The sequence below is a fragment of the Christensenella sp. KGMB01412 genome (assembly GCF_055522415.1).
Genome location: NZ_JBVFVW010000011.1, coordinates 40,398 through 66,743, shown reverse-complemented (window position 1 = coordinate 66,743; position 26,346 = coordinate 40,398). Strand labels below are relative to the sequence as shown.

The 26,346-nt window shown below is 49.8% G+C and carries 24 protein-coding genes and 1 pseudogene; 18 read left to right on the top strand and 7 right to left on the bottom strand.

Annotation, left to right across the window (positions count from 1 at the left end; genetic code table 11):
- From ACS5WU_RS12885 to ACS5WU_RS12865, 5 genes and pseudogenes are all read right to left on the bottom strand, one after another.
- A pseudogene (locus ACS5WU_RS12885) lies at positions 1 to 197 on the bottom strand (type II glyceraldehyde-3-phosphate dehydrogenase); the annotation flags it as partial.
- 83 nt (positions 198 to 280) lie between these two features.
- The gene (locus ACS5WU_RS12880) at positions 281 to 1,312 is read right to left on the bottom strand and encodes a zinc-dependent alcohol dehydrogenase (RefSeq protein ID WP_059108656.1); all 1,032 of its coding nucleotides are present in this window, start codon (positions 1,310 to 1,312) and stop codon (positions 281 to 283) included.
- Between the two features lie 16 nt (positions 1,313 to 1,328).
- Entirely contained in the window at positions 1,329 to 2,219 is an 891-nt protein-coding gene (locus ACS5WU_RS12875) for an SMP-30/gluconolactonase/LRE family protein (protein WP_302761600.1), read from the bottom strand.
- Between the two features lie 21 nt (positions 2,220 to 2,240).
- Complete coding sequence (locus ACS5WU_RS12870) at positions 2,241 to 3,011, bottom strand: SDR family NAD(P)-dependent oxidoreductase (protein WP_046443934.1); 771 nt, start codon at positions 3,009 to 3,011, stop codon at positions 2,241 to 2,243.
- Positions 3,012 to 3,036: 25 nt separating this feature from the next.
- On the bottom strand, positions 3,037 to 3,858 hold the full coding sequence (locus ACS5WU_RS12865) for a sugar phosphate isomerase/epimerase family protein (RefSeq protein ID WP_302761602.1): 822 nt from the start codon (positions 3,856 to 3,858) through the stop codon (positions 3,037 to 3,039).
- A 92-nt stretch (positions 3,859 to 3,950) separates the two neighbouring features.
- Between ACS5WU_RS12865 and ACS5WU_RS12860 the strand changes: the two genes are divergently transcribed.
- Complete coding sequence (locus ACS5WU_RS12860; protein ID WP_046443887.1) at positions 3,951 to 4,976, top strand: LacI family DNA-binding transcriptional regulator; 1,026 nt, start codon at positions 3,951 to 3,953, stop codon at positions 4,974 to 4,976.
- A gap of 312 nt (positions 4,977 to 5,288) precedes the next feature.
- On the opposite strand, the gene ACS5WU_RS12855 is transcribed toward ACS5WU_RS12860, so the two are convergent.
- Positions 5,289 to 5,684 (bottom strand): HsmA family protein, encoded by a 396-nt coding sequence (locus tag ACS5WU_RS12855; RefSeq protein WP_302761605.1) that lies wholly within the window; start codon positions 5,682 to 5,684, stop codon positions 5,289 to 5,291.
- A 271-nt stretch (positions 5,685 to 5,955) separates the two neighbouring features.
- On the opposite strand from ACS5WU_RS12855, the gene ACS5WU_RS12850 reads away from it, so the two are divergent.
- The 4 genes from ACS5WU_RS12850 (at position 5,956) to ACS5WU_RS12835 (ending at position 9,097) form a co-directional block, all read left to right on the top strand.
- On the top strand, positions 5,956 to 6,303 hold the full coding sequence (locus ACS5WU_RS12850) for a demethoxyubiquinone hydroxylase family protein (protein WP_046443889.1): 348 nt from the start codon (positions 5,956 to 5,958) through the stop codon (positions 6,301 to 6,303).
- Positions 6,304 to 6,317: 14 nt separating this feature from the next.
- Complete coding sequence (locus ACS5WU_RS12845; protein ID WP_302761607.1) at positions 6,318 to 7,130, top strand: family 1 encapsulin nanocompartment shell protein; 813 nt, start codon at positions 6,318 to 6,320, stop codon at positions 7,128 to 7,130.
- A 158-nt stretch (positions 7,131 to 7,288) separates the two neighbouring features.
- A complete protein-coding gene (locus ACS5WU_RS12840) occupies positions 7,289 to 8,143 on the top strand; it encodes an aldo/keto reductase (RefSeq protein ID WP_046443935.1) in 855 nt (284 codons plus the stop codon).
- 12 nt (positions 8,144 to 8,155) lie between these two features.
- On the top strand, positions 8,156 to 9,097 hold the full coding sequence (locus ACS5WU_RS12835; protein ID WP_302761609.1) for an NAD(P)-dependent oxidoreductase: 942 nt from the start codon (positions 8,156 to 8,158) through the stop codon (positions 9,095 to 9,097).
- A gap of 86 nt (positions 9,098 to 9,183) precedes the next feature.
- On the opposite strand, the gene ACS5WU_RS12830 is transcribed toward ACS5WU_RS12835, so the two are convergent.
- A complete protein-coding gene (locus ACS5WU_RS12830; RefSeq protein WP_465089191.1) occupies positions 9,184 to 10,626 on the bottom strand; it encodes an alpha-amylase in 1,443 nt (480 codons plus the stop codon).
- Positions 10,627 to 10,882: 256 nt separating this feature from the next.
- Here ACS5WU_RS12830 and ACS5WU_RS12825 point away from each other — a divergent pair, with 256 nt between their 5' ends.
- The 13 genes from ACS5WU_RS12825 (at position 10,883) to ACS5WU_RS12765 (ending at position 26,209) form a co-directional block, all read left to right on the top strand.
- Positions 10,883 to 11,422, top strand: coding sequence for a DUF1836 domain-containing protein (locus ACS5WU_RS12825; protein WP_052740504.1), 540 nt, complete (start codon positions 10,883 to 10,885; stop codon positions 11,420 to 11,422).
- A 15-nt stretch (positions 11,423 to 11,437) separates the two neighbouring features.
- Positions 11,438 to 12,181, top strand: a complete 744-nt coding sequence (locus ACS5WU_RS12820; RefSeq protein ID WP_052740505.1) for an NfeD family protein — start codon at positions 11,438 to 11,440, stop codon at positions 12,179 to 12,181.
- 45 nt (positions 12,182 to 12,226) lie between these two features.
- Positions 12,227 to 13,723, top strand: coding sequence for a flotillin family protein (locus ACS5WU_RS12815; RefSeq protein ID WP_302761883.1), 1,497 nt, complete (start codon positions 12,227 to 12,229; stop codon positions 13,721 to 13,723).
- A 729-nt stretch (positions 13,724 to 14,452) separates the two neighbouring features.
- A complete protein-coding gene (locus tag ACS5WU_RS12810) occupies positions 14,453 to 15,664 on the top strand; it encodes a hypothetical protein (RefSeq protein WP_302761879.1) in 1,212 nt (403 codons plus the stop codon).
- 155 nt (positions 15,665 to 15,819) lie between these two features.
- Positions 15,820 to 16,944, top strand: a complete 1,125-nt coding sequence (locus ACS5WU_RS12805) for a hypothetical protein (protein WP_302761881.1) — start codon at positions 15,820 to 15,822, stop codon at positions 16,942 to 16,944.
- Positions 16,945 to 16,980: 36 nt separating this feature from the next.
- Positions 16,981 to 17,262: a hypothetical protein gene (locus ACS5WU_RS12800; protein ID WP_320606612.1), complete on the top strand. Its 282-nt coding sequence runs from the start codon at positions 16,981 to 16,983 to the stop codon at positions 17,260 to 17,262.
- A 167-nt stretch (positions 17,263 to 17,429) separates the two neighbouring features.
- The gene (locus tag ACS5WU_RS12795; protein WP_082103502.1) at positions 17,430 to 17,519 is read left to right on the top strand and encodes a potassium-transporting ATPase subunit F; all 90 of its coding nucleotides are present in this window, start codon (positions 17,430 to 17,432) and stop codon (positions 17,517 to 17,519) included.
- Complete coding sequence (kdpA, locus tag ACS5WU_RS12790; RefSeq protein WP_046443897.1) at positions 17,516 to 19,255, top strand: potassium-transporting ATPase subunit KdpA; 1,740 nt, start codon at positions 17,516 to 17,518, stop codon at positions 19,253 to 19,255. The genes ACS5WU_RS12795 and kdpA overlap by 4 nt, the downstream gene beginning before the upstream one ends.
- 13 nt (positions 19,256 to 19,268) lie before the next feature.
- Entirely contained in the window at positions 19,269 to 21,338 is a 2,070-nt protein-coding gene (kdpB, locus tag ACS5WU_RS12785; protein ID WP_046443898.1) for a potassium-transporting ATPase subunit KdpB, read from the top strand.
- A gap of 12 nt (positions 21,339 to 21,350) precedes the next feature.
- Positions 21,351 to 21,959, top strand: a complete 609-nt coding sequence (gene kdpC, locus ACS5WU_RS12780) for a potassium-transporting ATPase subunit KdpC (RefSeq protein ID WP_046443899.1) — start codon at positions 21,351 to 21,353, stop codon at positions 21,957 to 21,959.
- A gap of 24 nt (positions 21,960 to 21,983) precedes the next feature.
- Entirely contained in the window at positions 21,984 to 24,680 is a 2,697-nt protein-coding gene (locus tag ACS5WU_RS12775; RefSeq protein WP_302760037.1) for a sensor histidine kinase, read from the top strand.
- The gene (locus ACS5WU_RS12770) at positions 24,655 to 25,356 is read left to right on the top strand and encodes a response regulator (RefSeq protein ID WP_046443901.1); all 702 of its coding nucleotides are present in this window, start codon (positions 24,655 to 24,657) and stop codon (positions 25,354 to 25,356) included. The genes ACS5WU_RS12775 and ACS5WU_RS12770 overlap by 26 nt, the downstream gene beginning before the upstream one ends.
- On the top strand, positions 25,343 to 26,209 hold the full coding sequence (locus ACS5WU_RS12765) for a hypothetical protein (RefSeq protein ID WP_059108644.1): 867 nt from the start codon (positions 25,343 to 25,345) through the stop codon (positions 26,207 to 26,209). Before ACS5WU_RS12770 ends, ACS5WU_RS12765 begins: the two co-directional genes overlap by 14 nt.
- Positions 26,210 to 26,346 lie beyond the last annotated feature (137 nt).

Sequence of the window (26,346 nt, the reverse complement as noted above, 5' to 3'; positions counted from 1 at the left end):
TCGAATTTCGCACGGTTTTCATCCGATGCAAGGTACAGGTTATATGGCATTCCCTTTTCATAGAGCGCACGCACCGCAAGCGTTGGCGCTACGTCCGCCACTCCTACAAGCTCCATATCCTCCTGCTTTGCAACTCCGTCAGCCAGACGCTGGCCGATTACTCCATATCCCGATACTCCTACTCTTACTTTTCCCATTTCTTTTCCCTCCTGATAATTGTTAATACGTACAAACCGGAGCGTCTTTTGCGCGCCGGAGTTTTTACAATAAATTTGTGCTGTTAAGGCAATAGAATCACCTTTACAAGCCCCGCAGGCTCGTCGTGCAGCTTGTGGAACCATTCGTTTCCTTCCTCGAGCGGGGCTGCTTTGCTTACAACGTCGTCTACCTCGATTTTGCCGGATGCGATCAGGTCAAGGCTTGTCGCGTATTCTGTTGTACACGCATACGAACCAATGATCCTGAGTTCCTTGAATACTGCCTTGCTGATCGCAAGATTGAATTCCGGCGTTACGTTCCCAACCAGGACGGCAGTTCCGTTTTTACGCAGGCAGTCAAGGCACATATTGGTGGTGGAAGGAATACCGACTGCTTCAAAGCACAGGTCGGCGCCTCTTCCATTTGTATATGCGAGGATTTCCTCCGGTACATTACAGTTTTTGGAGTTGAGTACAAGGTCAGCGCCCAGCTTTTTTGCATTATCAAGCTTGGAGTCGTCGATGTCTACGGCAATAATACGGTTTGCAGAAGATATCTTAAGAAGCTTGAGCATCATAATGCCGATCGTACCCACGCCAAACACCACGGCCGTGTCGTTGATTTTGATAGCCGCGCGTCCAACCGCATGAAGTGCGATGGAAAGCGGCTCTGCGAGCGCAGCCTGTTCAAAGGTTACGTTATCCGGAACCGGATAAAGGACGTGCTCCGGAATTTTGACATATTCCGCCATTGCGCCGTCCAGCTTATAATCCGCGCAGGCAACGCCGAACACCTTGCCGCTTTCACACATGTTCTGCTCGCCGCGGCGGCAGTAAAAGCAATCGCCGCAGTAAAGCGATGAATTAAATGTAACGCGGTCGCCTTTTTTGAATTTCGTAACTGCGCTGCCGGTTTCTTCAATAATGCCCGCCGCTTCGTGTCCCATAATAACGGGAGGAATGCGCCTGCCGGAGCTGCCGTCATAGCCGTGCACGTCGCTTCCGCAGATCGAGCACGCCTTGACGCGTATCAGCACTTCGTTGTCGCTGATTTGGGGTGTTGGAACGTCTTTCATTTCCAAATGATTATATTCTGTCAATACCAATGCTTTCATAGTAAAGTTTTCTCCTTTATTTTTTGCCGAACCGGCAGAGGGGCATACCTGGAACCTCCGTCCTGATTTTGAATACAGAGCCTGCGAGCGGATACTGATCCATAGGCGTATCGATGTTCCCGGTGGTAACGTACAAATCCTTCAGGTCGTCGCCGCCAAACGCCGCGCAAGTGACGTTTAAAACGGGGAAAAGTACCTCTTCCAACACCTCGCCGGACTGCGGATCACAATAACGAAGCATGCTTTCACCAAAAAACGCAATCCAAAGACGGTCTTCACTATCGATGCACATACCGTCCGGCTGGCCGCTATATTTTGAAAAATCGATTGCCGTACGCCGCCCGGTGATGGCGCCTGTCGTGAGGTCAAAATCAAACGCAGTCAGTTTTTTGGTGGGGGTATCGATGTAATACATCGTCCGGTTGTCTTTTGACCAGGCAAGCCCGTTTGAAATCGTTACGTAGGAAAGCCGCTTGCTTACATTCATATCCGTATCGATGCAATACAACGATCCGCGGGGGATGTAGTCGCCATAGCCGGTGTCCAGCGTTTTGGACATGGTTCCGGCCCATAACCTGCCCGCAGCGTCGCACTTCCCGTCGTTAAAGCGGTTCCCTGAAATTCCACGTTCTGGCTGCACAAGGAGTTCCATTTTCTTTTGATGGGGATCAATATAATAAACTCCGTTTTGCAGGCCTGCAATGAGGCCGCCCTTTTCACAGGGGACGGCGCATCCGGTATTTTGCCCTACGTCCATAAAATCCAGCGTGTCTTTGGCAATATCATAATAATAGATGCGGTTACCGATAAGGTCGAGGAAATAAAGCGTGTTTGTGCGGTCGTCCCACGACGGGCCTTCGCCAAGCTGGCATTCTGTTTTTACGACCAGTTCCACAGATTTTTTCATTGCGTTATCCTCCTTTTGGGATCAGGTTACAAATCCACCGGTGATTTGAAGCTCTGTGCCTGTGACCACAGAAGAAGCGTCGGACAGCAGGTACAAAACGCCGGGCACATGGTCTTCAACTGTGAGCAATCTGCCTACCGGAGTGGCTGCTGCGGCTTCCTTTTCGAGCCATGCAAGATCATGCCCCTGCGACGCACGAAGCGCAAGCTCGCCCGGAGTAGCAACCCAGCCCATGGTAATCCAGTTGGAACGGATTTTGTATTTCATGAAATGCTTGGACACATGCTTCATGAGCGTCAAAAGGGCGCCCTTGGAAACAGAATAAACGCCCCTGTCTTCCTCGCCGCCGTACGCGTGCGCAGAGCCCGTATAAATGATCGATCCGCCGCCTGTTTTTTTCATCGAGTTGAGCACTGCCTGCGTTGCGAAAAATGCGCCTTTGACATTGATATCAAAAACATTATCAAACAGGTCTTCGCTGGTTTCGCAGATGTAGGAAGAGGGAAGAATGCCTGAATAATATACAAATCCATCTATTCTTCCGTTTTTTTCCTCGGTCTGTTTGACGACGTTTTCAAGGTCGGCAAGGTCGGTAACGTCGGTTTTGATAAAAACAGGTTCGTATGCGGCCTCTCCCTTTACAGCGTCGATGATTTCTACCGCGGCAGCTTCATCCCGCCCGCCGATTACAAGCTTTGCGCCTTCGCGTGCGCAGGACTCGCAAATACCACGGCCAACGCCCTTGGTTCCGCCGATCACGAGGATCGACTTATCCTGCAATAATCCACTCATCTTTTCTATCCCTCCCTTTTTCAGGTTAAGCGTTTTTGTAGATTTCCCTTGCATAATCAACCGCCTTTTTGACGCCTTCCAGCCCCTGGAAGCCAGCTTCCTCTATGCAGTACCAGCCCTGGAAGCCCCGGCCCTTCAGGTAGGAGAATACCTCTCCTATCGGCACGATGCCCGTGCCAAGAAGTGTCGGCGAGAATTTTTCCGCGGTCTTGACGTCTGAAATATGTATGGTATCCACGTAATCGTATACTTTTTCCAGAATGGCTACAGGATTCTGACCGCAGGAAACGATGTTTCCGATATCAAAATTGAGGCGAATACCCATATCCTTGATGCTTTCAAAAATATCAAAGAAGATATCCAGAGGGTAGCTGAAATCACAGTAATCCCATGCGCCCGGCTTGGAATGGTTTTCGTATAAAAGGGTTATACCGTATTTCTGCGCCGCTTTTGCACAATCGCGGAAATTCTCGACCACCCAGCGGATGCCGTCCTCGCGCGAGGTCTGCGGATGTGCCTGGCCTGCGAGGATACGCAGGTATTTCACACCAAGCTCGGAGCACAGGGCGATATCGCGGATAAAGTAGTCCTTCTCTCGGTCGCGCTGCACGGCGTCTGGGTGCGTGAAATCAGGGTAAGAGGTCGCCATGATGATATTCATGCCGCTTTTAGCAAGCGACTCCTTGATTTCCCTCAGATAGGTATAGGAGTTATTTTTGATAAAATTGATACTGATATCAATTCCATCAAGCCCCATTTTTTTGGCTTCTTCGGCCCAGTCTCCAACGGACATTGCGCCCGACGCCACATCGGCGAAGAGTGAGACCGGCAAACAGCTTAGTTTCATATTGTGTTCTCCTTTCAAAGATGGTAAAGATTGTATTTAAATATACTTGTTGCTATAATGATTGTCATAAACTAAAACCAGGCGGACTTATTATGGCAGTGATCAAAGACGTAGCGCGGCTGGCGGGCGTTTCCCCCAGCACCGTATCGAAATACCTGAATCGCCCGGAGGCCCTGCGCCCCGGCTACAGGGAGCGTATCGCAAAGGCGATTGAGGAGCTCAATTATATTCCGAGCAATACCGCGCGTATCATGCGGACCGGCGGGAGGACGAACCTCATTGCCGTTGTGGTTCCTGATATCATCAATCCGTTTTACACGGAGGTTTACAACGCCATTCGCATTGCATGCGCCGCACGTGGATTTATGCCGATTCTCTATACCACGCAGGAAGACCGCAACATCATGCTGTCCTGCCTTGAAAAGCTCAACACCCGCCAGGTGGACGGAGTCATTATCTGTTTCCTGGATGAAGAGAATATTGTGAAAGAGCTTGAGGAAACGCAGCGTAATGTTCCGATTACGATCCTGAGCTGGAAAAACTACAACGAGCAGTTTAACTCTGTATTGATAGACGCTTTCAACGGTTTTTACACCGTTACTTCTTATCTCGTTAAGCTGGGATACCGCAGGATCGCTTTTTTGAGCGGGCTTTTAAACCGAGCGATTTCCCAGGAAAAGCTGAGGGGCTATAAGCGGGCGATGAACGACAACGGCCTTGAAATCCCTGCGGACTATATTGAAACCGGGAGATTTCGCTATCAGACAGGGTATTCCTGTGCGGGGGAGCTGATGCACCTCGAAACTCCGCCGGACGCCATCGTGGCAGGCAATGACGTGCTTGCGCTTGGCGCAATCAAATACCTGATCAATTCCGGATACCGCATTCCGGAGGATGTTGCGGTGACCGGGTATGACGGCACACAGCTTGGCGCGCTGTTTGAACCCTCCCTTACAACGGTTGCATTGCCGCTTGCACAAATGGCAGATATGGCGATGCAGCTTTTGGTGGAAAAACTGGAGCATCCGGAATCGAGGCCGCAGCAGGCGATCTTTTTTGGGAAGCTCGTCGAGCGCAGGTCTACCAAAAAGGATGCGCCGATGATTCTCGATTTCTGACCGGCAAGCACAGCCGGTTGATCAGCGTGACCATACTATCGCGAATCGATTCGCGATAGGCTTTTAAAAAAACCATTTGACAATTACAATAGGGTACCATCTAATTTTTTTCATTTTGCCTGAACCATCATAATTGAAAAATAGTGGGAAAATACAACCTTTATACTGTATGCTTCAACTAAAATGCACATGGTTTTCCTTGGTATTCAGTATAGCATAAATAATAAATTTGTAAACACCTTTTAGAAAAATCGATTCGTTTTTTAAGAAACCATTCACAATGCAGGTTGAATTGCAGAGGGAAGGGAGCGTTTAAACGCTCATTCCTACGATCATACCAAGGACATACGGCACGAGCCAAACAGCCCAAACGACGATGCTGAACTTATGGAAGGAGGCGCGCTGACGCTCGTTTCCCCTCAACAGGACGCATGTGGCCCAGATTGCGTGGAACAGCATGAGGGCGATTGCCGCGACTCCGGTGACACCATGCAGCAGGCTGGCGGTTGTGGAGAGCTGCACCGTTTTGGCGGATGCGATAAAGCTCATGATCGTTGTGCCGGTGATGTCAAAGGCAAGGCCGCACCAAAAAGTGACGAGATGCTTTTTTTGGAGCGTTCCGGCCTTGCGTTCGCCAAACACGCCAATCGTGTAAAAAACCAATGCAAGCGTGATTGTAATGATTGCAAAAACTAATTTGATATCCATAGTATTCTCCAATATGCTTTTGTATGTTATTGATCTTAGCACGAAAGGATACAAAATACAAAAGGATGTGCAAAACAGCAAAACAAAATGTAAATTCATGAAAAAATAATTTCTTCCGTTTGGAACGAAGAATGTGTGTTTATTAAAATCTACACAGAGCCGAGACAAAATCGGCGGGAGTATGGAAGGACATACGCTGGCTGCGGCGCGGCCTGCCATTACAAACAAGGGCCGGGAATAAGGCCGTAAAAGAATAAAAGGAGTTGATCTTATGCCAAGTTTTGCAAACCCGTTTGCGGGGAACGTACAGAGAAAACTATCAAAAGGGGAACTGATCCAGGCGGTGCGGCTCGATATCGCCGGAGAGCTGGAAGCAATTTATCTATATGACGCACATGTTATGGCGACGGACGACGAGGTGGCGAAAACTGTCCTTGCCGACATTCGCGACGAGGAAAAGGCGCATATTGGTGAATTGATGACGCTGTTGCAGCACCTCGATCCTGATGAAGCCGAGCATTTTGCCTCGGGCGTGCAGGAAGTAAAAGAAATGATGGAAAATTTAGGCGTCCCGGATGAAGCGGCTGTGAAAGCCACCATTGGAAGCCTGTTAAAGTAAGGAGGAAGACGGAAATGGATTATCTATCAAGAGACAGCGCTCCGTTTTCAGAAGAATTCTGGGGCAGGATCGACGACACAATCGTTGACTCGGCGAGCAGGATTTTGATCGGACGCAGATTTTTAACATTATATGGACCGCTTGGCGCCGGCGCCCAGAGCATCAATATTGACAGTGCAAAGAAAGCGGAAAACTTTGCGGACGGCATTGTGACGACAGGCGGAAGGCAATATACTGAAATACCGCAGGTATACGACGACTTTTTCCTGCTTTGGAGGGATATAGAAGCGGGAGACAAGGACGGATACCCGGTGGACCTTTCCTCGGCAATGGCTGCAGCGGAAGAGGTTGCGCGCCGGGAGGATAAGCTTGTATTTTTTGGAAATAAATCAGTGGGCGTAGCCGGGCTGCTGAATGCGCCGGGTGCGAACAAAATTAAACGCAGCGACTGGTCGACGGGCGAAAACGCATTTACCGATGTCGCAAAGGGTATTGCCACGCTGGACGAAAAAGGATATATCGGACGATATGCTTTGGTATTGAGTCCGGACCTCTATTTAGACCTGCAACGTATCCAGCCGGGAACGGGGCTTATGGAAATAGACCGCGTTTCGCGTATGGTGGACGGAAGGGTATTCCGCGCTCCTGTGCTTGGTATGAACAAGGCGGTGCTCGTGTGCTGCGAACCGCAGTATATGGATCTTGTGCTTGGCCAGGATATGACGACGGCTTATCTGGAACTGGTGGATCTCAACCATCATCTGCGTGTATTGGAAACGGTGCTTCCGCGTACCAAACGGCAGGATGCGATCGTTGTATATGATTAAAAAAGGGTGCAAAAAATCCCGTGGCTTGATTGCTACGGGATTTTTTGATACAGGCAGGCCGGATGACGGGAAGAATGACGCACTATGGTTTTGCATTGATTTCTTTTCATGAAAAGCTTATGATGAAAGAGGAAAAAATAAAGGAGGGTTTTACAATTATGGCTGAGAGTTTAACAGATACGTTTACGCTGAAAAACGGCGTTGAGATTCCGTGTATCGGGTTTGGTACGTGGCAGACGCCCGACGGAGAAACGGCAGTGAAATCGGTAGAGGCTGCGCTTGCCTGCGGATACCGCCATATCGACACGGCGGCGGCGTACGGAAATGAGCAGAGCGTGGGAAAGGCGATCCGCGAAAGCGGTGTGAAGCGCGAGGAGCTTTTTGTAACGAGTAAGCTTTGGAACGATTCGCACGGGTATGAGAAGACCATGAAGGCGTTTGAGCGCACCATGGAGGATTTGGGGCTCGAATATCTGGATTTATACCTGATTCACTGGCCGCGGCCCGCACAGTTCCACGACGACTGGGAGGAAGCGAACAACGGAACATGGCAGGCGTTTGAAGAGCTTTACAGGGCAAATAAAATCCGCGCGATCGGCGTTAGCAATTTTATGCCGCACCATGTGGATGCGTTGCTGAAAAAGGCGAAGGTGGCGCCAATGGTAAACCAGATCAATTATCATCCGGGCCTCATGCAAAAGGATGTGGTGGATTACTGCGCGAAGCATGGGATTTTTATCGAGGCATATAGCCCGCTTGGCACAGGAAAAATGCTGGGCAATCCAATGCTTCTGGAAATTGCGGAACAGTATGGGAAATCCGTCGCGCAGGTCTGCATCCGCTGGGTGCTGCAAAACGGAGCGCTGCCGCTGCCAAAATCGGTTACGCCTGCAAGGATCGAGGAAAATACAAAGGTATTTGATTTTGAGATTTCCGCAGGGGACATGGCGCGCATCGATGCAATGATCGATCCTGACGGGCTGGCCAACGATCCTGACACAATCGATTTTTGAGGGACAGAGTCTATGAAGCTTGTGGTGATCGAGCCGCTTGGCGTGGAGCGTGAAAGGATAGAACAGCTTGCGGCAAAGATGTTGCCGGAGGCTGCGCTTACGATTTACGATACGCGGACAACGGACGAAGAGGAGCTGGTGGCAAGGGGAAGGGACGCTGACGTGATCATACTGGCAAACCTTCCGCTGAATGCAAACGTTCTCAACGGATGTAAAAATCTAAAGCTGCTTTCCGTGGCTTTTACCGGCGTCGACCATATCGATATGGAAACGTGCAGGAAAAATGGAATCACTGTATGCAACAGCGCAGGATATTCCACGGCGGCGGTGGCTGACCTTGTGTTTGGGCTGCTGATTGCGCTGAAACGGAACCTGATCGCCTGTGACAGCGCGGTGCGCAATGGAAAAACAAAGGACGGCCTTGTGGGGCATGAACTGGAAGGTAAAAAATTTGGCATAATTGGCACGGGTGGGATCGGCTTACGCGTGGCGAAGATTGCGGATGCGTTTGGATGCGAGGTATACGCTTACAGCCGCACAAAAAAAGAGGTTCCGAATGTAACCTATCTTGGGCTTTCAGACCTTCTTAAAACATGTGATGTGATATCGCTGCATGTGCCTTTCAATGAACACACGCGCTGCATGATTGGCAAAAAGGAATTGTCAATGATGAAAAAAGACGCGGTGCTGATTAATACGGCGCGAGGCCCGATTGTGCAGGAGCGCGCTCTGGCGCAGGCGCTTGAGGACGGCGCGATTGGAGGGGCGGCAATCGATGTGTTTGATACAGAGCCGCCGATTGGCCAGGAAAATCCTCTTTTACACGCGCCAAATACGATACTTGCGCCACATGTGGGGTTCGCCACAAAAGAGGCGCTTGAAAAGCGCGCTGTAATCGTGCTGGAAAACGTTCGGGCATGGCTTGGCGGCACGCCGCGTAATGTCGTTAAATAAGGCGATGGTTGTGATAGAAAAAGGCGGGCGAGAGCCCGTCTTTTTGGTATGGATGCGTATGAAGCGAACGGTTCGTGCAGAAATGGTTATTTTTTGATCCACACGGATACAGAGCCTCCGTTTACGGAAAAGTCGCCGTTGCCATCCTCGCCAATCGTTACCTCTTCCGTACGGTTGCCTGTACAATCATAGAATTGCGCGCCCGCGAAGTTTTGCCCGACATACATATGCTTTGTGCCGCCGTCTTTATTGGTTACGACCACTGCAAGGCCGGAGCCCGGATGATCTTCATCACCCTCGCGCGTCCAGCCTATGATATCGGGGTGGTCGAAATAATCGTTTTGTTTTCCGTAGGCACGGTCTTTTCTGGCTGCAAGCATACAGTCCAGCATATCTTTTTTGGGCTGCACATTGTCGTGTTCGATTCCATAATAATCACCGTAGAAAATGCAGGGATAGCCATCCGCGCGAAGCAGGATCAGTGCGTAGGCAATCGGCTTGAACCAATCCGGAATCCACGACTGGAGCGCCTGGCTGGGCTGGGTGTCGTGGTTATCCACAAACGTGACGGAGCGGGTTGGATTATCCTGCGTGAGCGTTCCATCAAAAATTGTCCGCATATCAAAGCCAACGTTGGAGGTTGCCGCGTCATAGAAACGAAAATGCAGCGGAACATCAAACAAGGACAAAGCGCCCTTTGTGGTATCAATATAATTTTTCAATGCGTTTAAATCCGCATTCCAGTATTCCCCGACGGAAAAAAGCTCTTCCTTTGCGTCGCGCCGCATCGCGTCCAGCCAGTTTTGGTAAAAAGAGAATTTCATATGCTTGACTGCGTCAAAACGGAATCCATCGATATCCGTCGTTTCGATAAACCATTTACCCCACTGTGTAAGCTCTGTGATCACATCAAAATGTCCAAGGTCGAGGTCTGCGCCCATCAGGTAGTCAAAGTTGCCTTTCTCTTCGTCTACCTCGTCGTCCCATTCCTTACCCTCAAACTTAAAAACGCCGGATTCCTTATCTCGCTGATCCCAGTCGATTCCTGTAAAATGATACCAGTGCCATTCAAAATCAGAATAGGTTCCATTCCTTCCCGGAAACGTAAAATGCGTCCATGCCTGTATTTGCTGCGGACCGCCCTCTTCTTCGTTCCGGTTTTCAGGATCCACTTCAAGGGCCGTGACCGTCTCTACTTCGTCTGCGCCCATCATATGGTCAAGAACCACATCCGCATAGACCTGTATTCCCTCGTCATGAAGCGCTTTGATTGCACAAAGAAGCTCATCCTTTGTACCATACTTGGTAGCGGCAGTACCCTTCTGGTCAAATTCGCCGAGGTCGTATAAGTCATAGACACCATAGCCTACGTCGTTTATACCGCTGTTTCCCTTATAAGCCGGAGGAATCCACAGCGCTGTAATTCCGCACGCCGCAAGATTCGGCGCTTCCTCTTTCATTTTGTTCCATAACATTCCGGATGGGAGATACCATTCGAAATACTGCATCATCGTACCGTTTTGATCCATAGACAGACCGCCTCCAGAAAGAATCATTTGTTCCATTATATAAACCTGCCCGGGACAATTATATCACGGAAATCGAAAAGCGGGGACGCGGATGCAGGACGGAGGCGTACCTCTGAAACAGAAATAAATAATTTGTAAAAGTCACTAGAAAATGTTTGACAGTCATATGACTGCGTAGTATAATAAAGCCATAAAAAGAAAGGAACGAATTGTGATGTGATTCGCAATGCTGTCTGTTAAGGAAGGATAAGCTGCTATGATAAGGTTTTTACCGGGAACAACGGTTGAACTGAATATAGACAATGGAGCGGCGGATTTTTTGAATTCGTTGTTTGCGGCAAACGGGCTTGTGCTCTCGCAGGTGCTTCAGCTTACGGGGCTTAGCGCGCACACCGTGCAAAATTGGGTGAAACGGAAATTTGTTGATCCTCCGGTCAATAAAAAATATGACTGTGATCAATTCTGTACGATTGTGATGATTAATATGCTTAATGACATTTTCCAGATCGACCAGATCAAAAAGATGATCGATTATGTCGGGATTATTTACGGGAAGAACGCGCCTACACTCATTTATATGTGCTTTGTGGATCTTCTGAGAAAACTTCCGGAGGATGCGATCCGTGAGGCGACGGGCGTGGATGAAATTATAAACAACGTGATAGAGGAAAATGGAATTACAGGCCCTGAGGCAGCAAACCGCATCAGGAAAGTTCTTGATATTATGATTTTGACACATATTTCCGCCCGGATTAAAGCGGAGGCAAGCGTACTTTTAAACGCGCTTGACGAGTAAAGGAGGAAAACAGAAATGATTGCTTGGTGGGAGGCCATGACGCTGATCGAGCAGATTTTTGCCATGGTGGGTATTGCCGCTACCGTTTTATTGGTAATTGAGGTAATCCTTCTGGCAATAGGGGCGGGGCATGGTTCAGATGTGGACGTACACACAGATGCTCCTTCGGATGTGGATTTTGACGCAGGCGGGCACGCGGGCATGGATGTGGACATATCCGATATGGATATACACATTGGGCACGTTGGGCCGGACGGAATATCGGACGTGGATATTTCAGACGGAACAGCACCGCCCGGCGATTCGCCTGACGTAGCTGCGGGGCATGACGCGCATACGCATTTTGGCGGAAGCGGGCTTCACCTGTTTACCCTGCAGGGGCTTGTGGCATTTTTTGCAGTATTTGGCTGGGCCGGACTGCTGATGCTCAAATCAGATGTGCAGCCGGTTGCGAGCGTGGTGCTTGCGATTGCATTTGGTTTTGTGGCGATGGTGCTGATTGCGTACCTGATGCGGGCAATGCTGAAGCTGCAGTCGGATGGAACGCTTGACATCCGTAACGCCCTTGGAAAATCGGGCACGGTATACCTGCCGATCCACGAAAAGCGCAGCTATGCCGGCAAGGTGTCGCTGATGGTGCAGGACAGGCTTGTAGAAATGGATGCCGTAACGGATGAGGAGGAGTCGATCCCGACGGGAGCGGAGGTGACTGTGGTCGGCATATCGAATGGGAATACGCTGGTGGTAAAGAGAAAATAGTGTTTTTTAGGAGAAAGAAGAGGTAGCGTTATTATGATGGGTAGTATGAGTATTGAATCGTTGATCCTGATTGTGGTCATCGTGGTTTTGGTGTTCATGTGTCTGCTGATTTTCCTGACCAGGTATAAAAAATGTCCTTCGGACAAGATCATGGTCATTTATGGTAAGGTAGGGCAGAACACGGACGGGACAAACCGCACGTCAAAGTGTATTCACGGCGGCGCGGCGTTTATCTGGCCGGTGATCCAGGCTTACCAATACCTGGACCTGACGCCGCTTTCCATACAGGTGGACCTGAAGAGCGCGCTTTCACGCCAGAACATCCGTATTGACGTACCGTCTATTTTTACAGTCGGTATTTCGACGGAGCAGGGCGTGATGCAAAACGCGGCGGAAAGGCTGCTTGGGCTGCAGATGGGGGAGGTACAGGAACTCGCAAAGGATATCATTTTCGGACAGCTTCGTCTTGTGATTGCAACGATGGATATCGAGGAGATCAACACAGACAGGGATAAATTTTTAGAGGCGGTTTCGCGCAATGTGGAATCTGAGCTCAAAAAGATCGGCCTGCGGCTTATTAACGTAAACGTAACGGACATCAGCGATGAATCCGGATATATCACAGCGCTTGGTAAGGAAGCCGCTGCAAAAGCAATCAACGACGCGAAGAAGTCCGTTGCCGAAAAGGTACGCGACGGATCGATCGGTGAGGCAAACGCACAGCGCGACCAGCGCGTAGAGGTGGCTACGGCAAACTCCAAGGCAATCACCGGTGAAAACACCGCAAAGATCGAGGTGGCGCAGTCCGACGCGGCAAGAAGGGAAAAGGAAGCCGAAGCGATGAGGCTGGCAACCGCAGCGGAAAAGGTACAGTCGGCAAAGGCCCTCGAGGAAGCGTATGCGGCGGAAAAGGAAGCAGAAATTGTAAGGTTTGCACGTGAGAAAGCAACGCTGGAGGCGGATGTTATCGTAAAAACCGAGATCAAAAAGCGGCAGATAGAGCTGGAGGCGGAGGCCGAGGCAGAACGCCTGCGCCGTCAGGCGGCAGGTGAAGCGGACGCGATCTATGCAAAAATGGAAGCGGAAGCGCGTGGTATGCAGGAAATCCTGAAAAAGCAGGCGTCCGGTTTTGCGGATATCGTAAACGCGGCGGGCGGAAGCGCAAAAGATGCGCTGATGCTGATGCTTGCGGATAAGATGGAGAACCTGATGAAGGTTCAGGTAGAAGCGATCCGTGACCTTAAGATCGACAAGGTAACGGTTTGGGACAGCGGCGAAGGCAGGGACGGTAAATCGTCCACGGCTAACTTCGTATCCGGGCTGATGAAGAGTATTCCGCCGATGAATGAGATATTTGAAATGGCGGGAATGCAGCTTCCGGAATTCCTTGGTAAGAAAATAGGGCCGGAAACAAAGGGCGAGAAAGCCATATTGGTGGAAAAAGAGCCGGGAACGGAGGCTGTCAGGAAGCCGGCGGAAGCTGTAGATGCAGTTGAGGTAAAGCCTGCGGACGCCAAACCAAAGCCGGAGCAAAAGAAATAAGCGGCGCCCGGGCGTCGGGGAAACGTCGGCGAATGGCACCTGTTTTGTGGTAGTATGATAGTATGAAAAAATAATACATACAGAAAAAGAAGCTTTGAAAAAGGCTTCTTTTTTGTGTTCAAAAAGAAAGGAAAAGGCAATGGCATACACAGATAAGGGGAAAATAAAGGCCCGGCAAAACAGATTGGCGGAGCAGCGTTTACGCAGGCAACAGGAAGAAAAACAAAGGCGTAAGGAAGAAGAGGAAAGAAAACGCCGGCAGGAAGAAGCGCGCAGGCGGCAGGAAGAGGCAGCAAGAAGAAAAGAGCGGCAAGAACGCCAAAGGCAGGAACGTGAACGAAAGCAGAAAGAAGCTGCAAAAAAGGTAAGCGGGGAATCGATCAAAGCGACACAGTTTTTGATGAACCGGTTTGGATTCACAGATAAGCAAGGGAATCCATTAAAAGAGGACGGCATATTTGGAGATAAAACAAAGCAGGCGGCGGAAAAATTCCAACGGTATCAAAAGGAGCTTGACCAGCCCAGTCAAAAGACGAAAACGTTGCAGGAGGGACTGAATCAAAGCGGGAGGACCTATCTGGATGGGGACCCCCTTAAGGTAGACGGAGTTTATGGGCCCAAAACCGACCATATGAAAAGTGTGGTGGATAACGATTTTACAGGATGGCTGGATAGCGACAGGTATAAGGAAAAAACGATTGGGACAATCAGGAAGATGCGGCCCGTACAATGGAATACCGTATTCCAATCGATGAAAAAGAGAAAAAAGAAATTAATTTGCCGGGCTCTTACATGGGAACGGAACGGGAGGAAAATGACGTCAGGGAGCTGCAGGATCTATTTAAAAATGCGATAAACGAACAGAAACAATCCCGGAATGGTAAGGATATGGTGTATAATAAGGAAACAAACGGAAAAAATGCAAATATAGAGTTGCTCGGCAGTCAGGTGGAGGCGCGGCCAACGCAGCCGCCAAAAGAGGAAACAGACAAAAGCGGAAACCTGTGGAGTGAAAACTGGAATGCTGCGCCGCAGTATGGGAATGGGGAGGCAAGCTTACTTAAAAACTCGCAGCCAGAGAAAGGGGCAGATTTATCCGATCAGGAGAAATTGGAGCTGGGCAAAAAAATGCGCGAGTATTTGCAGCAGCATCCGGACGAGGCGTTGCCAAACGGCTGGAATATTGATAAGATCAGGGAAAGGGAAAAACAATTCAAAGCGGATAGTCCTTTGGGAATGACCGCGACGCCGCCCGGATTTGTAAAAAACGAGGAAGACATCAAAAAGTTACAGCAAAATATTGGAGTGGAGCCGACTGGGAAGTGGGATTCGACGACGGAGATTGCTTATCACCAAAAATTTGAAGGATTGCCGGAACAAATTGCACAAAGTAATCCACAAATAGCGGGGTTGGACTTCAACGATGCGACGGTTAAAGACAGGGCGTGTATTTCGACCGCTACCAACAATATGCTTCAAATGGCGGGGGTAGACGTACCTTATAAGGATATCTATGAATGGTATATGGAGAAAGGTGTTCCAATAGGGTCTGCTGAAATGCCGGTCGGCATCGTAAATTATATCAGGGAAAATAATCCGGATATAAAAATTGCGGGGACGACAATGCTCGACTTGGGGGCTACAAAAAAAGCAGAGCAGCAAATCAAAGATGCCGGACAAGGGATCGTTTGTTTTGGCTATAAGGCTCCGGATGGATCGATTGGCGCGCACTATGTTGCGGTGGAAGCTCTGGACGATGGGAAAATCAGCGTAAAAGATTATGGAAAGCGTTATAATGATGGAGATACTACCCAAAGCGGAGAAAAAACTTATGATAGCATAGAAGCTTACCTGAAATACAAAGATAAAGATAAAGATGATCTGATGAATAATAAATTTTTCATCGTATCCTATGGTATTGGAAAAGGAGCAGGGAAATGAAGCCGGGAAACAAAAAGCACTTGAAATGGATGCTGAAGGTGGGGGGCATCACGACGGGAGCTGTATTGGGGGGCTTGGCAGCTGTTTTTTTCGGCATATTTTGGACCCTGTTTTTTCCACCCGATCATACCGCGCCACCCGTTGTTGGAAGCCCGTTGACGGTTGAAGCAGAGGAAAAGGGGCAGAGCGATATCCTCTACGCAGAGGGAAATAAGATCAAGTCGCTGCGGACGGGAGAGACGGTCGTTGAGGCCGAACAACCAATACAGTGCATCGCGGCAGGTGAAGACAGGCTTATTTACGCGCAGGCGGCTGCAGACCAACGTGTTCCGGAGCTGATACTGGTGCGGGAAGGGCGTAGCGAACGGTATGGCGAATCAACAGAATTATTGCATAAGGACTATTACGACAGCGTCCGGTTTCAGGAAATGGAAATCAGGCCTCCGTTCTTGTACGCATGGACGGACAGCGTTTCCATTACAGCAAACGCCAGGGATTACCTATTGACGGATTTGAATATTGCAAGACTGGAAGATTCCCGTCTATTCAGTTGGAGAGCAGAAGAACTGTTTTCAGAGTATCCGCACTACAGGCTCTATCCGCCGGATGAAACAGACGGATATACGCTTTGTGATACGGGAACAGAGCTCATTCTTACCTATTTTTATACGTATTTTAATTCGAATGAGGAAGAAATTGATAGAACGGAATCTCTGGGGATTATAATCAATAAGAAAACCGGTGAGGAGCTGATATCGAGGTACTCCAGAAAGGAGATGTTTTACAGTGCGCGGACAGGTGAAGTCTATATAATTGACGGTGATACAGGGCGCGTGAGCACGGTTTCGCTGAAAGGCGAAGAGGAATGGCGCGAACCAAAGACGATCCTTGATTTTGCAAGCGAGGACAGTTTTCACGAGGCGTTTGTTGATAATGAGACGATATATGTTTGGGCAACGATCAATTCACAAAACGAGGTGCTTGCGATCGATATGGGGACTGGGACAGTGGCGGCGGAATATCCTTTGTATTGGACGGATGAGGTCTTTCATTTAAACAGCAAGGGAGCGCTATTTCGGCGGGGAGATGCGCTTGTTTGGAGGAATTGGAATACGACTGCGGAAAAAGAGATTGCAAAAGTCAGCCTTGATAGCGACAAGAACCATATTGAAGTGCAGGATGATACAATCTTTGTATATCTGGTAAATTATGGGGGAAGAGCGGATCAGCCTGTTTTTGAGTTGAAAGAAATTCTGGAAGATTGTTGGGAACAGGAATAACATGAAAAATCCGATTCTGGAAAAGCGATGCTCATCGTGAAAACGGGAGCAGTGGTCTTATATTTCATTTTGATTGTAGTCGTTATTTGTATTAGCGTAGTTGTTTCTTCGATTCATCCTGTTTCAAGGCTTAGGATGGATAATCCTGACGGATTAGATTTGCTTAATATGTTTATGTATGGTTTGAATCTAAGATTTTACATAGATAATTTGCACAAAGTAGAAATTATAATGGAAGTTGCACTCTATTTTCTGCTGTGGATTAATATAAAACCGCGGGATGAAAAAGATTTGGAGAAAAAACAGTTAGAAACATAAAATATGCCAAGAGAAAGGCCGTCCCTATGAGCCAATGGGGACGGCCTTTTTTGTTTCTTTCTTTATACAATCTTAATACAAAGCGCATAACCCTAACACCGTCTTTATTTCCGGCGACCTATAATACTAAGTGACCTAGATATGCAGCAAAAGAAAGGAGAAAGGTTATGTCTGTGGTAATCACAATAATTGGGATTGTGGCGGCGGCACTCTTTGTGTACCTGTTTGTGGTCCTGCTGAGAGGTGACAGGCAATGAGCAATCAGATTTTGCAGTATGCGCTTTACATCGTGATACTCGTGGCGCTTGCCATACCGCTTGGAAAGTACATCGGTAAGGTAATGAACGGTGAAAAGACGTTTCTTTCAAAGGCCTTTGTGCCGGTGGAAAATTTCACCTACAAGGTTTTGCACGTTGATAAGAACGAGGATATGGGCTGGAAGAAATATGCGGCCTGCTGCATTATGTTCAGCGTTTTTAGTTTTGCAATCCTCTTTTTTCTCAATATGGCGCAAGGAGTCCTGCCGTTGAATCCGGAAAACATCGACGGAACATCGTGGCATCTGGCGTTCAATACGACGTCAAGCTTTGTGACGAATACGAACTGGCAGTCTTATTCCGGTGAGAGCGCGCTTTCCTATTTTACACAGATGCTTGGCCTGACCGTACAAAACTTTGTATCTGCGGGCGTAGGCATCGTGGTGTTGTTCGCGTTGATTCGTGGATTCACGAGGGAAAAGGGAACGGGGATTGGAAACTTCTGGGTAGACCTGACGAGGGTGGTTTGGTATGTGCTGATTCCGCTTTCGCTGGTGGTGGCGATTTTACTTGTTTCCCAGGGAGTCGTGCAGAACCTTTCCTCCTATACGGAGGTACAGCTTTTGCATCCGGTTACGCTTGACGACGGAACGGTAATCACAAGCCAGGTAATACCGCAGGGGCCTGCCGCAAGCCAGATTGCGATCAAGCAGTTGGGGACGAATGGTGGCGGTTTCTTTGGTGTGAACTCGGCCTTCCCGCTGGAGAATCCAACCATATTCTCCAATATGATAGAGATGATATCGCTCCTGCTGATTCCTGTTGCGCTGTGCTTCACATTTGGCAGGAATGTAAAGAACAAAAAACAGGGTGTTGCATTGTTTCTGGCAATGCTCATTATGCTCGTAGGTTTTCTTGCGGTGATTGGAGCGAACGAAGCAAACGGTACGCCGCAGCTTGCCCAGGACGGCGCGGTCAATATGACAACGCAGGGGCAACCGGGCGGTAACATGGAAGGCAAGGAAGCGCGGTTTGGAATCGCGACGTCAAGCACCTGGGCTTCATTTACAACGGCTGCCTCAAACGGCTCTGTTAACTCCATGCACGACAGCTATACACCGCTTGGCGGAATGATTACAATGCTGCAGATGCAGCTTGGCGAGGTCATATTCGGTGGCGTTGGCTGCGGGCTTTACGGAATGCTGGCGTTTGCGATTGTAGCGGTATTCATTGCGGGGCTTATGGTGGGCAGAACACCGGAATTTCTTGGAAAGAAGATAGAACCGTATGAAATGAAGATGGCGACGCTCGTATGCCTTGCGACGCCTCTCGCGGCGCTTATTGGCACGGCGATTGCCTGCTATGTGCCTACCGTGATGGATAGCCTCAACAATAGTGGGCCGCATGGGTTTTCGGAGGTATTGTACGCCTTTTCATCCGGCGCGGGCAACAATGGTTCTGCATTTGCGGGCCTGAACGCCAACGTGCCTTTCCTGAATGTGGCGATTGGGATTGTGATGCTGTTTGTACGTTTTATGCCGATGATTGCAACGCTTGCGATCGCCGGATCGCTGGTCCGCAAACAAAAAGTCGCGGTCAGCGCGGGAACGTTGCCCACAACGGGCGCGCTGTTTATCGCCGTATTGATACTGGTTGTACTGCTTGTCGGAGCGCTGAGCTTTCTTCCGGCGCTTGCGGTTGGGCCGATTGCAGAGTTCTTCCAGATGATAGGTTAGGAGTGAAAAGATCATGAAGGATAAAAAGACAAAGTTTGTAAATAAGCAAATGATCGGACGCGCTCTGAAAGACTCGTTTTTGAAGCTGAATCCGAAGATACAGGTGCAAAATCCGGTTATGTTTGTCGTATATGTTGCGGCGATATTGACAACTGTGCTTTATGTGATCGCGCTTGCGGGTATCAGGGACAATACGCCGGAGTTTATACTGGGTATCGCGGTACTGTTATGGCTGACCGTACTGTTTGCCAATTTTGCAGAGGCGATCGCCGAGGGCAGGGGAAAAGCGCAGGCGGATGCCCTGCGCGCGACGAAGCGTGATATTACGGCTTATAAGATACCCTCGCCTGAAGAAAGGGACAGAGTGGAAGAAGTTCCATCCGCTTCCCTTAGGAAAGGCGATATTGTACTCGTGAAAGCCGGGGAGCAGATACCCGCGGACGGCGACGTGATCGATGGGGCGGCGTCTGTAGATGAAAGCGCGATCACCGGGGAATCTGCCCCGGTGATTCGTGAGAGCGGCGGCGACCGCTGCGCAGTAACAGGAGGAACCACGGTGATATCCGACTGGCTGGTGATCCATGTGACGAGCAATCCGGGCGAGAGCTTCCTTGACAAGATGATTGCCATGGTGGAAGGCGCAGCGCGCAAAAAGACGCCAAACGAGGTCGCGTTGCAGATACTGTTGGTATCGCTGACGATCATATTCCTCGTTGTGACTGTATCGCTTTACGCGTTTGCACATTTTTCCGCACAGATGCAGGGTATGAGCGCAAATCCAACGTCCGTTACCTCCCTGCTGGCGTTGCTTGTATGCCTTGCGCCCACGACGATTGGCGCGCTGCTTTCCGCAATCGGTATTGCAGGCATGAGCAGGCTCAATCAGGCTAACGTACTTGCAATGAGCGGCAGGGCAATCGAAGCCGCGGGCGACGTAGATATCCTGATGCTCGATAAAACAGGGACGATCACGCTTGGCAACCGTCAGGCAAGTGAATTTATACCTGTGGATGGAACGGATATCAGGGAGCTTGCGGATGCGGCCCAACTGTCTTCGCTCTCTGATGAAACGCCTGAAGGCAGGAGCATCGTAGTGCTGGCAAAAGAGAAGTTCGGAATCCGGGGCCGCAATATAGGCGAGATGAATGTCCAGTTTATCCCGTTTTCTGCCAAAACAAGAATGAGCGGTGTGGATTACGAAGGAAATGAAGTACGTAAGGGGGCTGCGGATGCGGTAAAAGAATATGTGCAGTCAAAAGGCGGAAACTACTCGCCGGAATGCGACGAAACTGTAAAACGCGTTGCAAACAGCGGGGGGACACCGTTGCTGGTTGCGAAGAATGGGAAAATACTTGGAGTCGTCCATTTAAAGGATATTATCAAGCAGGGTGTACAGGAAAAATTTGCCGACCTGCGGAAAATGGGCATCAGGACGATCATGATTACAGGAGACAACCCGCTTACCGCTGCGGCAATCGCCGCCGAAGCAGGTGTGGATGATTTTCTGGCAGAGGCGACTCCGGAGGGCAAGCTGGAGCTGATACGCGATTACCAGAAGCACGGACATATGGTGGCAATGACAGGCGACGGCACAAACGACGCGCCCGCGCTTGCACAGGCTGATGTTGCGGTCGCCATGAACACGGGCACGCAGGCAGCCAAAGAGGCGGGCAACATGGTGGATCTTGATTCGTCGCCGACGAAGCTGATCGACATTGTGAGGATCGGCAAGCAGCTTTTGATGACGCGCGGTGCGCTTACAACATTCAGCATTGCCAACGATATCGCAAAATATTTTGCGATCATCCCGCCGCTTTTCTTCCTGCTGTTCCCGCAGTTGCAGGCGCTTAACATCATGAGGCTGCACAGCCCGGAAAGCGCGATATTTTCTGCGGTCATCTATAATGCGGTGATCATTGTAGCGCTGATTCCGCTGGCGCTGAAGGGCGTAAAATACAGGGAAGTGCCGGCAAAAAAGCTGTTGTCGCGTAACCTGTTGGTGTTTGGCGTTGGCGGCGTAATCCTGCCGTTCATTGCAATCAAGCTGATCGATATGCTGCTTGTAGCGGTAGGATTATTTTAGGAGGAACGGACAATGTTAAAAAATATAAAAAAAGTTGCCCTGCCGGCTTTGATCATGATTTTAATTTTTACGCTGGTTTGCGGCGTGATTTATCCGCTGGTGGTAACCGGGATTTCGCAGCTTGCCTTTCCAAAACAGGCAAACGGCAGTATGATTGAGATAGACGGGAAAAAGTATGGCAGCACGTTACTGGCACAGGAATTCACTACGGAAGAATATATGTGGGGACGCGTGATGAACCTTAATACGGAAACATTTTACGACGATCAGGGAAATCCGTTGCTGTTTGCAGGGCCTTCGAACCTCTCTCCTGCCAGCGACGAATATGCCGCCCTTATTGAAGAACGCGTACAAAAGCTGCGTGATGCGCATCCTGAAAAAGGCGACGAACCGATTCCGTCAGATCTTGTGACGTGCTCCGGCAGCGGACTCGATCCGCATATTTCGCCTGCTGCCGCCGAATACCAGGTGGAGCGGATTGCAAGGGCTCGTAATATTCCTGCTGGTCAGGTGCGCGAGATTGTGGCAAAATATACGGAGGGAAGGTTTCTCGGAATTTTTGGAGAACCGACGGTAAATGTTTTGGAAGTGAATCTGGCGCTGGACGGCCTATTGAAATAACCTGGCGCCAAGGAGGAGAAATGAATGCTTGATGATGCGCGGCCCGATCCAAACGAGCTGCTTCGGCAGATGCAACCGGAGAAAGAGCGGCGGGGAAAACTTAAAATATTCTTTGGATACGCGGCGGGTGTTGGAAAAACCTATGCCATGCTTGAGGCCGCGCACGCTGCAAAAGAGCAGGGTGTTGACGTTGTAGTCGGATATGTGGAGCCGCACACCCGGCCTGAAACGCTTGCACTTTTGGACGGGCTTGAGGTGTTGCCGCCGCTTGAGGTGCCGTACAAAGGAATCAAGCTGCGGGAATTTGACCTTGACGGCGCGCTTGAAAGAAAGCCGCAGCTGATTCTGGTGGACGAACTCGCGCATACGAATGCGCAGGGATTGCGCCATACCAAGCGCTGGGGAGATATCGAAGAGCTGATGGGCGCAGGCATTGACGTTTATACAACCGTAAATGTGCAGCACATTGAAAGCCTTAATGATATCGTTGCGTCGATCACGCAGGTGATCGTAAAGGAACGCGTTCCAGACCGGATTTTCGATATGGCGGACGAGGTGGAGATCATCGACGTGGAGCCGTCGGTACTGCTCGCGCGCCTGGAAGCCGGTAAAATCTATAAAGAACAACAGGCGCATCAGGCGTTGGCCCATTTTTTTGTGAAGGGCAATCTCGCGGCGCTGCGCGAGATCGCGTTGAGGCGGGTGGCCGACAGGGTAAATAAGGATACGCCGGAACGTACGGCGCCGGCGAGGGAGCATATTCTGGTATGTCTCTCAACATCGCCTTCCAACGCAAAGGTAATTCGTACGGCGGCGCGTATGGCAGAAGCGTTCCACGCCTCTTTTACCGCGCTTTTCGTGGATACGCCGACAAGCCCGGTTTTAAACCGGGAAAATGCAAAGCTGCTGCGTGACAACATCCGGCTTGCCAAGGAGCTGGGTGCAAAAATCGCTACGACATACGGCGACAACGTACCGATGCAGATTGCCCGTTTTTCCAAGGTGAGCGGCGTTACAAAGATTGTCGTTGGGAGGACGCGCCAGAAACCGAAGATATGGAAGCGCGGCCAGAACATGATCGATGAATTGATATCCTATGCCGCGGAGCTTGAGGTTTTTGTCATCCCGGACAACGACGCGCAGGATTACAAACCGGCGCGGCACCGGATCAGGTGGGGAACATTCCGGTTCCACTGGAAGGATTTCCTCAAAATGCTGCTCATAATGGCAGCGTGCATCGCAGTGGGAGCGTTTTTTGACTGGGTTGGTTTTAACCAGGCGAATATCATCGTCATTTTGATTTTGGGCGTATTGATTACGGCAAACCAGACGCATGGACGGTTTTATGGAGTTGTGGCATCTGTAATCGGCGTGCTGATGTATAATTTTTTCTTTACCGATCCGCGGTTTACCTTCAACGCATACGGAGCGGAATATCCGGTGACATTTGCAATTATGCTGATTGCCGCGCTGATTACAAGCGCGCTTACGAGCAAAGTAAAAAAACAGGCGGCAATCGCCACAATAAATGCTTTTCGCACGAACGTGCTGCTGGAGACAAATCGAAGCCTGCAGGACGCAAAGACGCTGGATGAGATAGCAACGCACGCGATTGGCAAAGTAGCGAAGCTGGCGCATAAACCGGTGGTGTTTTACCTCGCGGACGGAAATGAGATCGGCAGGGTTTATGCGTGCGACGAAGAGGGAATACTGGAAAAAAACAGCGCATATATCACGCCCGACGAGCAGGCTGTAGCGGCGTGGTGTATCCGGAACGGACATTCCGCTGGAAAGGGCACCAATACGCTGCCCGGCGCGGCGGCGCGCTATACTCCGCTTACGACAAAGGAAAGGGTGCTGGCAGCAATCGGCATAGTGACAGATGCCGACGACCAGATAGACAGCATACAGGATTCGCTGCTGTATACGTTGTTTGCACAGATTGGATCGGCGATTGAAAAGTATTACCTGAACGAGGCGCAAAGAAAGGCGGAAACACAGGCGGAAAGCGAACGCTTCCGTTCTAACCTGCTGCGCGCGGTATCGCATGATCTGCGTACGCCGCTCACGAGTATTTCCGGAAGCGCAAGTTCGTTGCTTACGAACTGCTTTGACGAGGAGACAAAAAAACGCCTTGTGACAGGAATTTACGACGATTCATTGTGGTTGATCAATCTGGTGGAAAACCTGCTTTCCGTATCAAGGATAGACAATGGGAACGTAAAGCTTAAAACGGAGCCTCAATTCATATCGGAGATCGTAGAGGAAGCGCTGCGTCATTTGAGCCGTAAGGCGGAAGAGCATCATATCAGGATTGATTTGGCGGACGATATGTTGATGGCGGACGTCGACGTGCAGCTGATTGTGCAGGTAATGATCAATCTGGTGGATAATGCCGTCAAATACACGCAGCCAGGCTCGGATATTTTGATCAGCGCCGCACGCAGGGGAAAAGAAGCGGTGGTATGCGTTGCGGACAATGGAAAAGGAATCAGCGACGCGGATAAGAAAAATATTTTTGATATGTTTTATACGGCGGGAGGCAAGCAGACGGACAGCCGCAGGGGGCTGGGACTGGGGCTGGCGCTGTGCAGGACGATTGTGGAAGCGCACGGCGGCAGGATCAGGGTAAAGGATAACGAGCCGTGCGGAACTGTATTCGAATTTACGCTGCCCATAGCGGAGGTGAAGGAAAATGAAAACTTCAATCATGGTGGTTGAGGACGACCAGGCGATCAAAAATTTTATGTCGGCGACGCTGGATATGAACGCTTACCAGTGCTATACGGCGCAAACGGGGGAGGAGGCTTTGATGCTGGCTGTTTCAAAACAGCCGGATATGATTATCCTTGACCTTGGATTGCCGGATATGGACGGTGTGGATATCATCAGGAAGATCAGGACATGGTCGAATTGCCCGATTATTGTGGTGAGCGCGCGTATGGAGGACAGGGACAAAATCAGCGCGCTTGACGCTGGCGCGGACGATTATCTTACCAAACCGTTTAGTATGGAGGAGCTTTTGGCGCGTATCCGTGTGGCCGCAAGGAGGATTGGCAGCGTACCGAATATGGAAAATTCTGTGTTTGAAAACGGCGGACTGAAAATCGATTACGCAGCCGGCTGCGTATATGTGGATGGTGTGGAGTGCCACCTGACGCCCATGGAATATAAGCTCGTTTGCCTGCTCGCAAAGAATGTGGGGAGGGTACTGACACACCAGTATATCCTCAAAGAAGTATGGGGAAGCGGCTTTGAAAGCGACGTACCGTCACTTCGCGTATTTATGGCGACTCTGCGTAAAAAGATAGACAAGGGGCAGAAATATATCCAGACACATGTTGGCGTGGGGTACAGGATGCTGAGAATCGAGGGGAAAGAAGATGCTCAGGCGTAATTATGTTCAAAACAGGGATATTGCAATTCCAAAACCGCATCAGCAGGCCCATCTGCTGCGCGTGCTTGCCTGCCTGGTGGATGCGCTGCGCGTCCAGACCGGCGTTATGCCGCAATATTATATGCTGGAGGGGAGCAGCGTACTGCATATTTTATTTTACGGTTCCTATTTTGAAACGGATATGCTGGTAGAGGAATATGGACCGATGCTCGCTCTTGCCGCGCAAGAAACACCGCTTGTGGTAAGCGGACTTACGAGCGGATATGAAAATGGGGAAATCACAGTTGAAACGGAGAACGGCAATGTGATTTTTCAAAAATATGATGCGACAGGCGAGGATTTCAGGGCGCTTCGAAACCTGTGTTTTTGTCTGCGTTTTGCAGGAGAAAAGGATTGCGCGCTTGCGCGCGAAGTGCTTTTGCAGGTAGAAAAGCCGTGCGCGGTATTGGGCCGCGAATGGGATGAAGCTCCACTGGCAAGAGGGCTGTTTGCGGATTTGGAGCTGTTTTATTACAGGTATGCGATGCTAAAACCCATCGGAGAAGGCTACAGGGAGTGCATCAGTGCGCTTGGGATTGAACAGATTGCCGGGCTTTGGCGGGCTTTTTTGGAGAACGGCGTTTCTTATGAAGAGTTTGAGCGTTTTCTGGAGCTTTTGCAGGATGGAGAAGAAACAGACGTTTATTCATGGGAATTCGCTCTTGGGCTTGCGCTGGAAGCCTGTGGATTTGAGACCGTTCTGGATGAAACGGGTTTTATGATTGTGGATGCGCAGGGAAAACGCAGGATATTTGATTTTGAAAACGGCCCCGCCGCTGAACGGCTGCTTATGAAATTCTTATTTCCGGCGTGACAGAAGGACATGCGATTTTAAACAACGGATTTATCTCGTATTTTTTCATTTTAATGTTTTAATGATTCGGCGCGGTGTATTGTAATAGCACAAAGCAGGAACGCGTGAAAGCGTACCGAAAAAATGAAAGATAATAA

What these genes read in the sequence shown, in the direction of transcription:
- ACS5WU_RS12825 (WP_052740504.1), top strand. Translation starts at nt 10,883, where the DNA reads ATGATAAGGTTTTTACCGGGAACAACGGTTGAACTGAATATAGACAAT.
- ACS5WU_RS12880 (WP_059108656.1), bottom strand. Translation starts at nt 1,312, where the DNA reads ATGAAAGCATTGGTATTGACAGAATATAATCATTTGGAAATGAAAGAC.
- ACS5WU_RS12815 (WP_302761883.1), top strand. Translation starts at nt 12,227, where the DNA reads ATGAGTATTGAATCGTTGATCCTGATTGTGGTCATCGTGGTTTTGGTG.
- ACS5WU_RS12795 (WP_082103502.1), top strand. Translation starts at nt 17,430, where the DNA reads ATGTCTGTGGTAATCACAATAATTGGGATTGTGGCGGCGGCACTCTTT.
- ACS5WU_RS12850 (WP_046443889.1), top strand. Translation starts at nt 5,956, where the DNA reads ATGCCAAGTTTTGCAAACCCGTTTGCGGGGAACGTACAGAGAAAACTA.
- ACS5WU_RS12765 (WP_059108644.1), top strand. Translation starts at nt 25,343, where the DNA reads ATGCTCAGGCGTAATTATGTTCAAAACAGGGATATTGCAATTCCAAAA.
- ACS5WU_RS12830 (WP_465089191.1), bottom strand. Translation starts at nt 10,626, where the DNA reads ATGGATCAAAACGGTACGATGATGCAGTATTTCGAATGGTATCTCCCA.
- ACS5WU_RS12860 (WP_046443887.1), top strand. Translation starts at nt 3,951, where the DNA reads ATGGCAGTGATCAAAGACGTAGCGCGGCTGGCGGGCGTTTCCCCCAGC.
- ACS5WU_RS12810 (WP_302761879.1), top strand. Translation starts at nt 14,453, where the DNA reads ATGGAATACCGTATTCCAATCGATGAAAAAGAGAAAAAAGAAATTAAT.
- ACS5WU_RS12835 (WP_302761609.1), top strand. Translation starts at nt 8,156, where the DNA reads ATGAAGCTTGTGGTGATCGAGCCGCTTGGCGTGGAGCGTGAAAGGATA.
- kdpB (WP_046443898.1), top strand. Translation starts at nt 19,269, where the DNA reads ATGAAGGATAAAAAGACAAAGTTTGTAAATAAGCAAATGATCGGACGC.
- kdpC (WP_046443899.1), top strand. Translation starts at nt 21,351, where the DNA reads ATGTTAAAAAATATAAAAAAAGTTGCCCTGCCGGCTTTGATCATGATT.
- ACS5WU_RS12820 (WP_052740505.1), top strand. Translation starts at nt 11,438, where the DNA reads ATGATTGCTTGGTGGGAGGCCATGACGCTGATCGAGCAGATTTTTGCC.
- ACS5WU_RS12865 (WP_302761602.1), bottom strand. Translation starts at nt 3,858, where the DNA reads ATGAAACTAAGCTGTTTGCCGGTCTCACTCTTCGCCGATGTGGCGTCG.
- ACS5WU_RS12770 (WP_046443901.1), top strand. Translation starts at nt 24,655, where the DNA reads ATGAAAACTTCAATCATGGTGGTTGAGGACGACCAGGCGATCAAAAAT.
- ACS5WU_RS12855 (WP_302761605.1), bottom strand. Translation starts at nt 5,684, where the DNA reads ATGGATATCAAATTAGTTTTTGCAATCATTACAATCACGCTTGCATTG.
- ACS5WU_RS12845 (WP_302761607.1), top strand. Translation starts at nt 6,318, where the DNA reads ATGGATTATCTATCAAGAGACAGCGCTCCGTTTTCAGAAGAATTCTGG.
- ACS5WU_RS12875 (WP_302761600.1), bottom strand. Translation starts at nt 2,219, where the DNA reads ATGAAAAAATCTGTGGAACTGGTCGTAAAAACAGAATGCCAGCTTGGC.
- ACS5WU_RS12775 (WP_302760037.1), top strand. Translation starts at nt 21,984, where the DNA reads ATGCTTGATGATGCGCGGCCCGATCCAAACGAGCTGCTTCGGCAGATG.
- ACS5WU_RS12870 (WP_046443934.1), bottom strand. Translation starts at nt 3,011, where the DNA reads ATGAGTGGATTATTGCAGGATAAGTCGATCCTCGTGATCGGCGGAACC.
- kdpA (WP_046443897.1), top strand. Translation starts at nt 17,516, where the DNA reads ATGAGCAATCAGATTTTGCAGTATGCGCTTTACATCGTGATACTCGTG.
- ACS5WU_RS12840 (WP_046443935.1), top strand. Translation starts at nt 7,289, where the DNA reads ATGGCTGAGAGTTTAACAGATACGTTTACGCTGAAAAACGGCGTTGAG.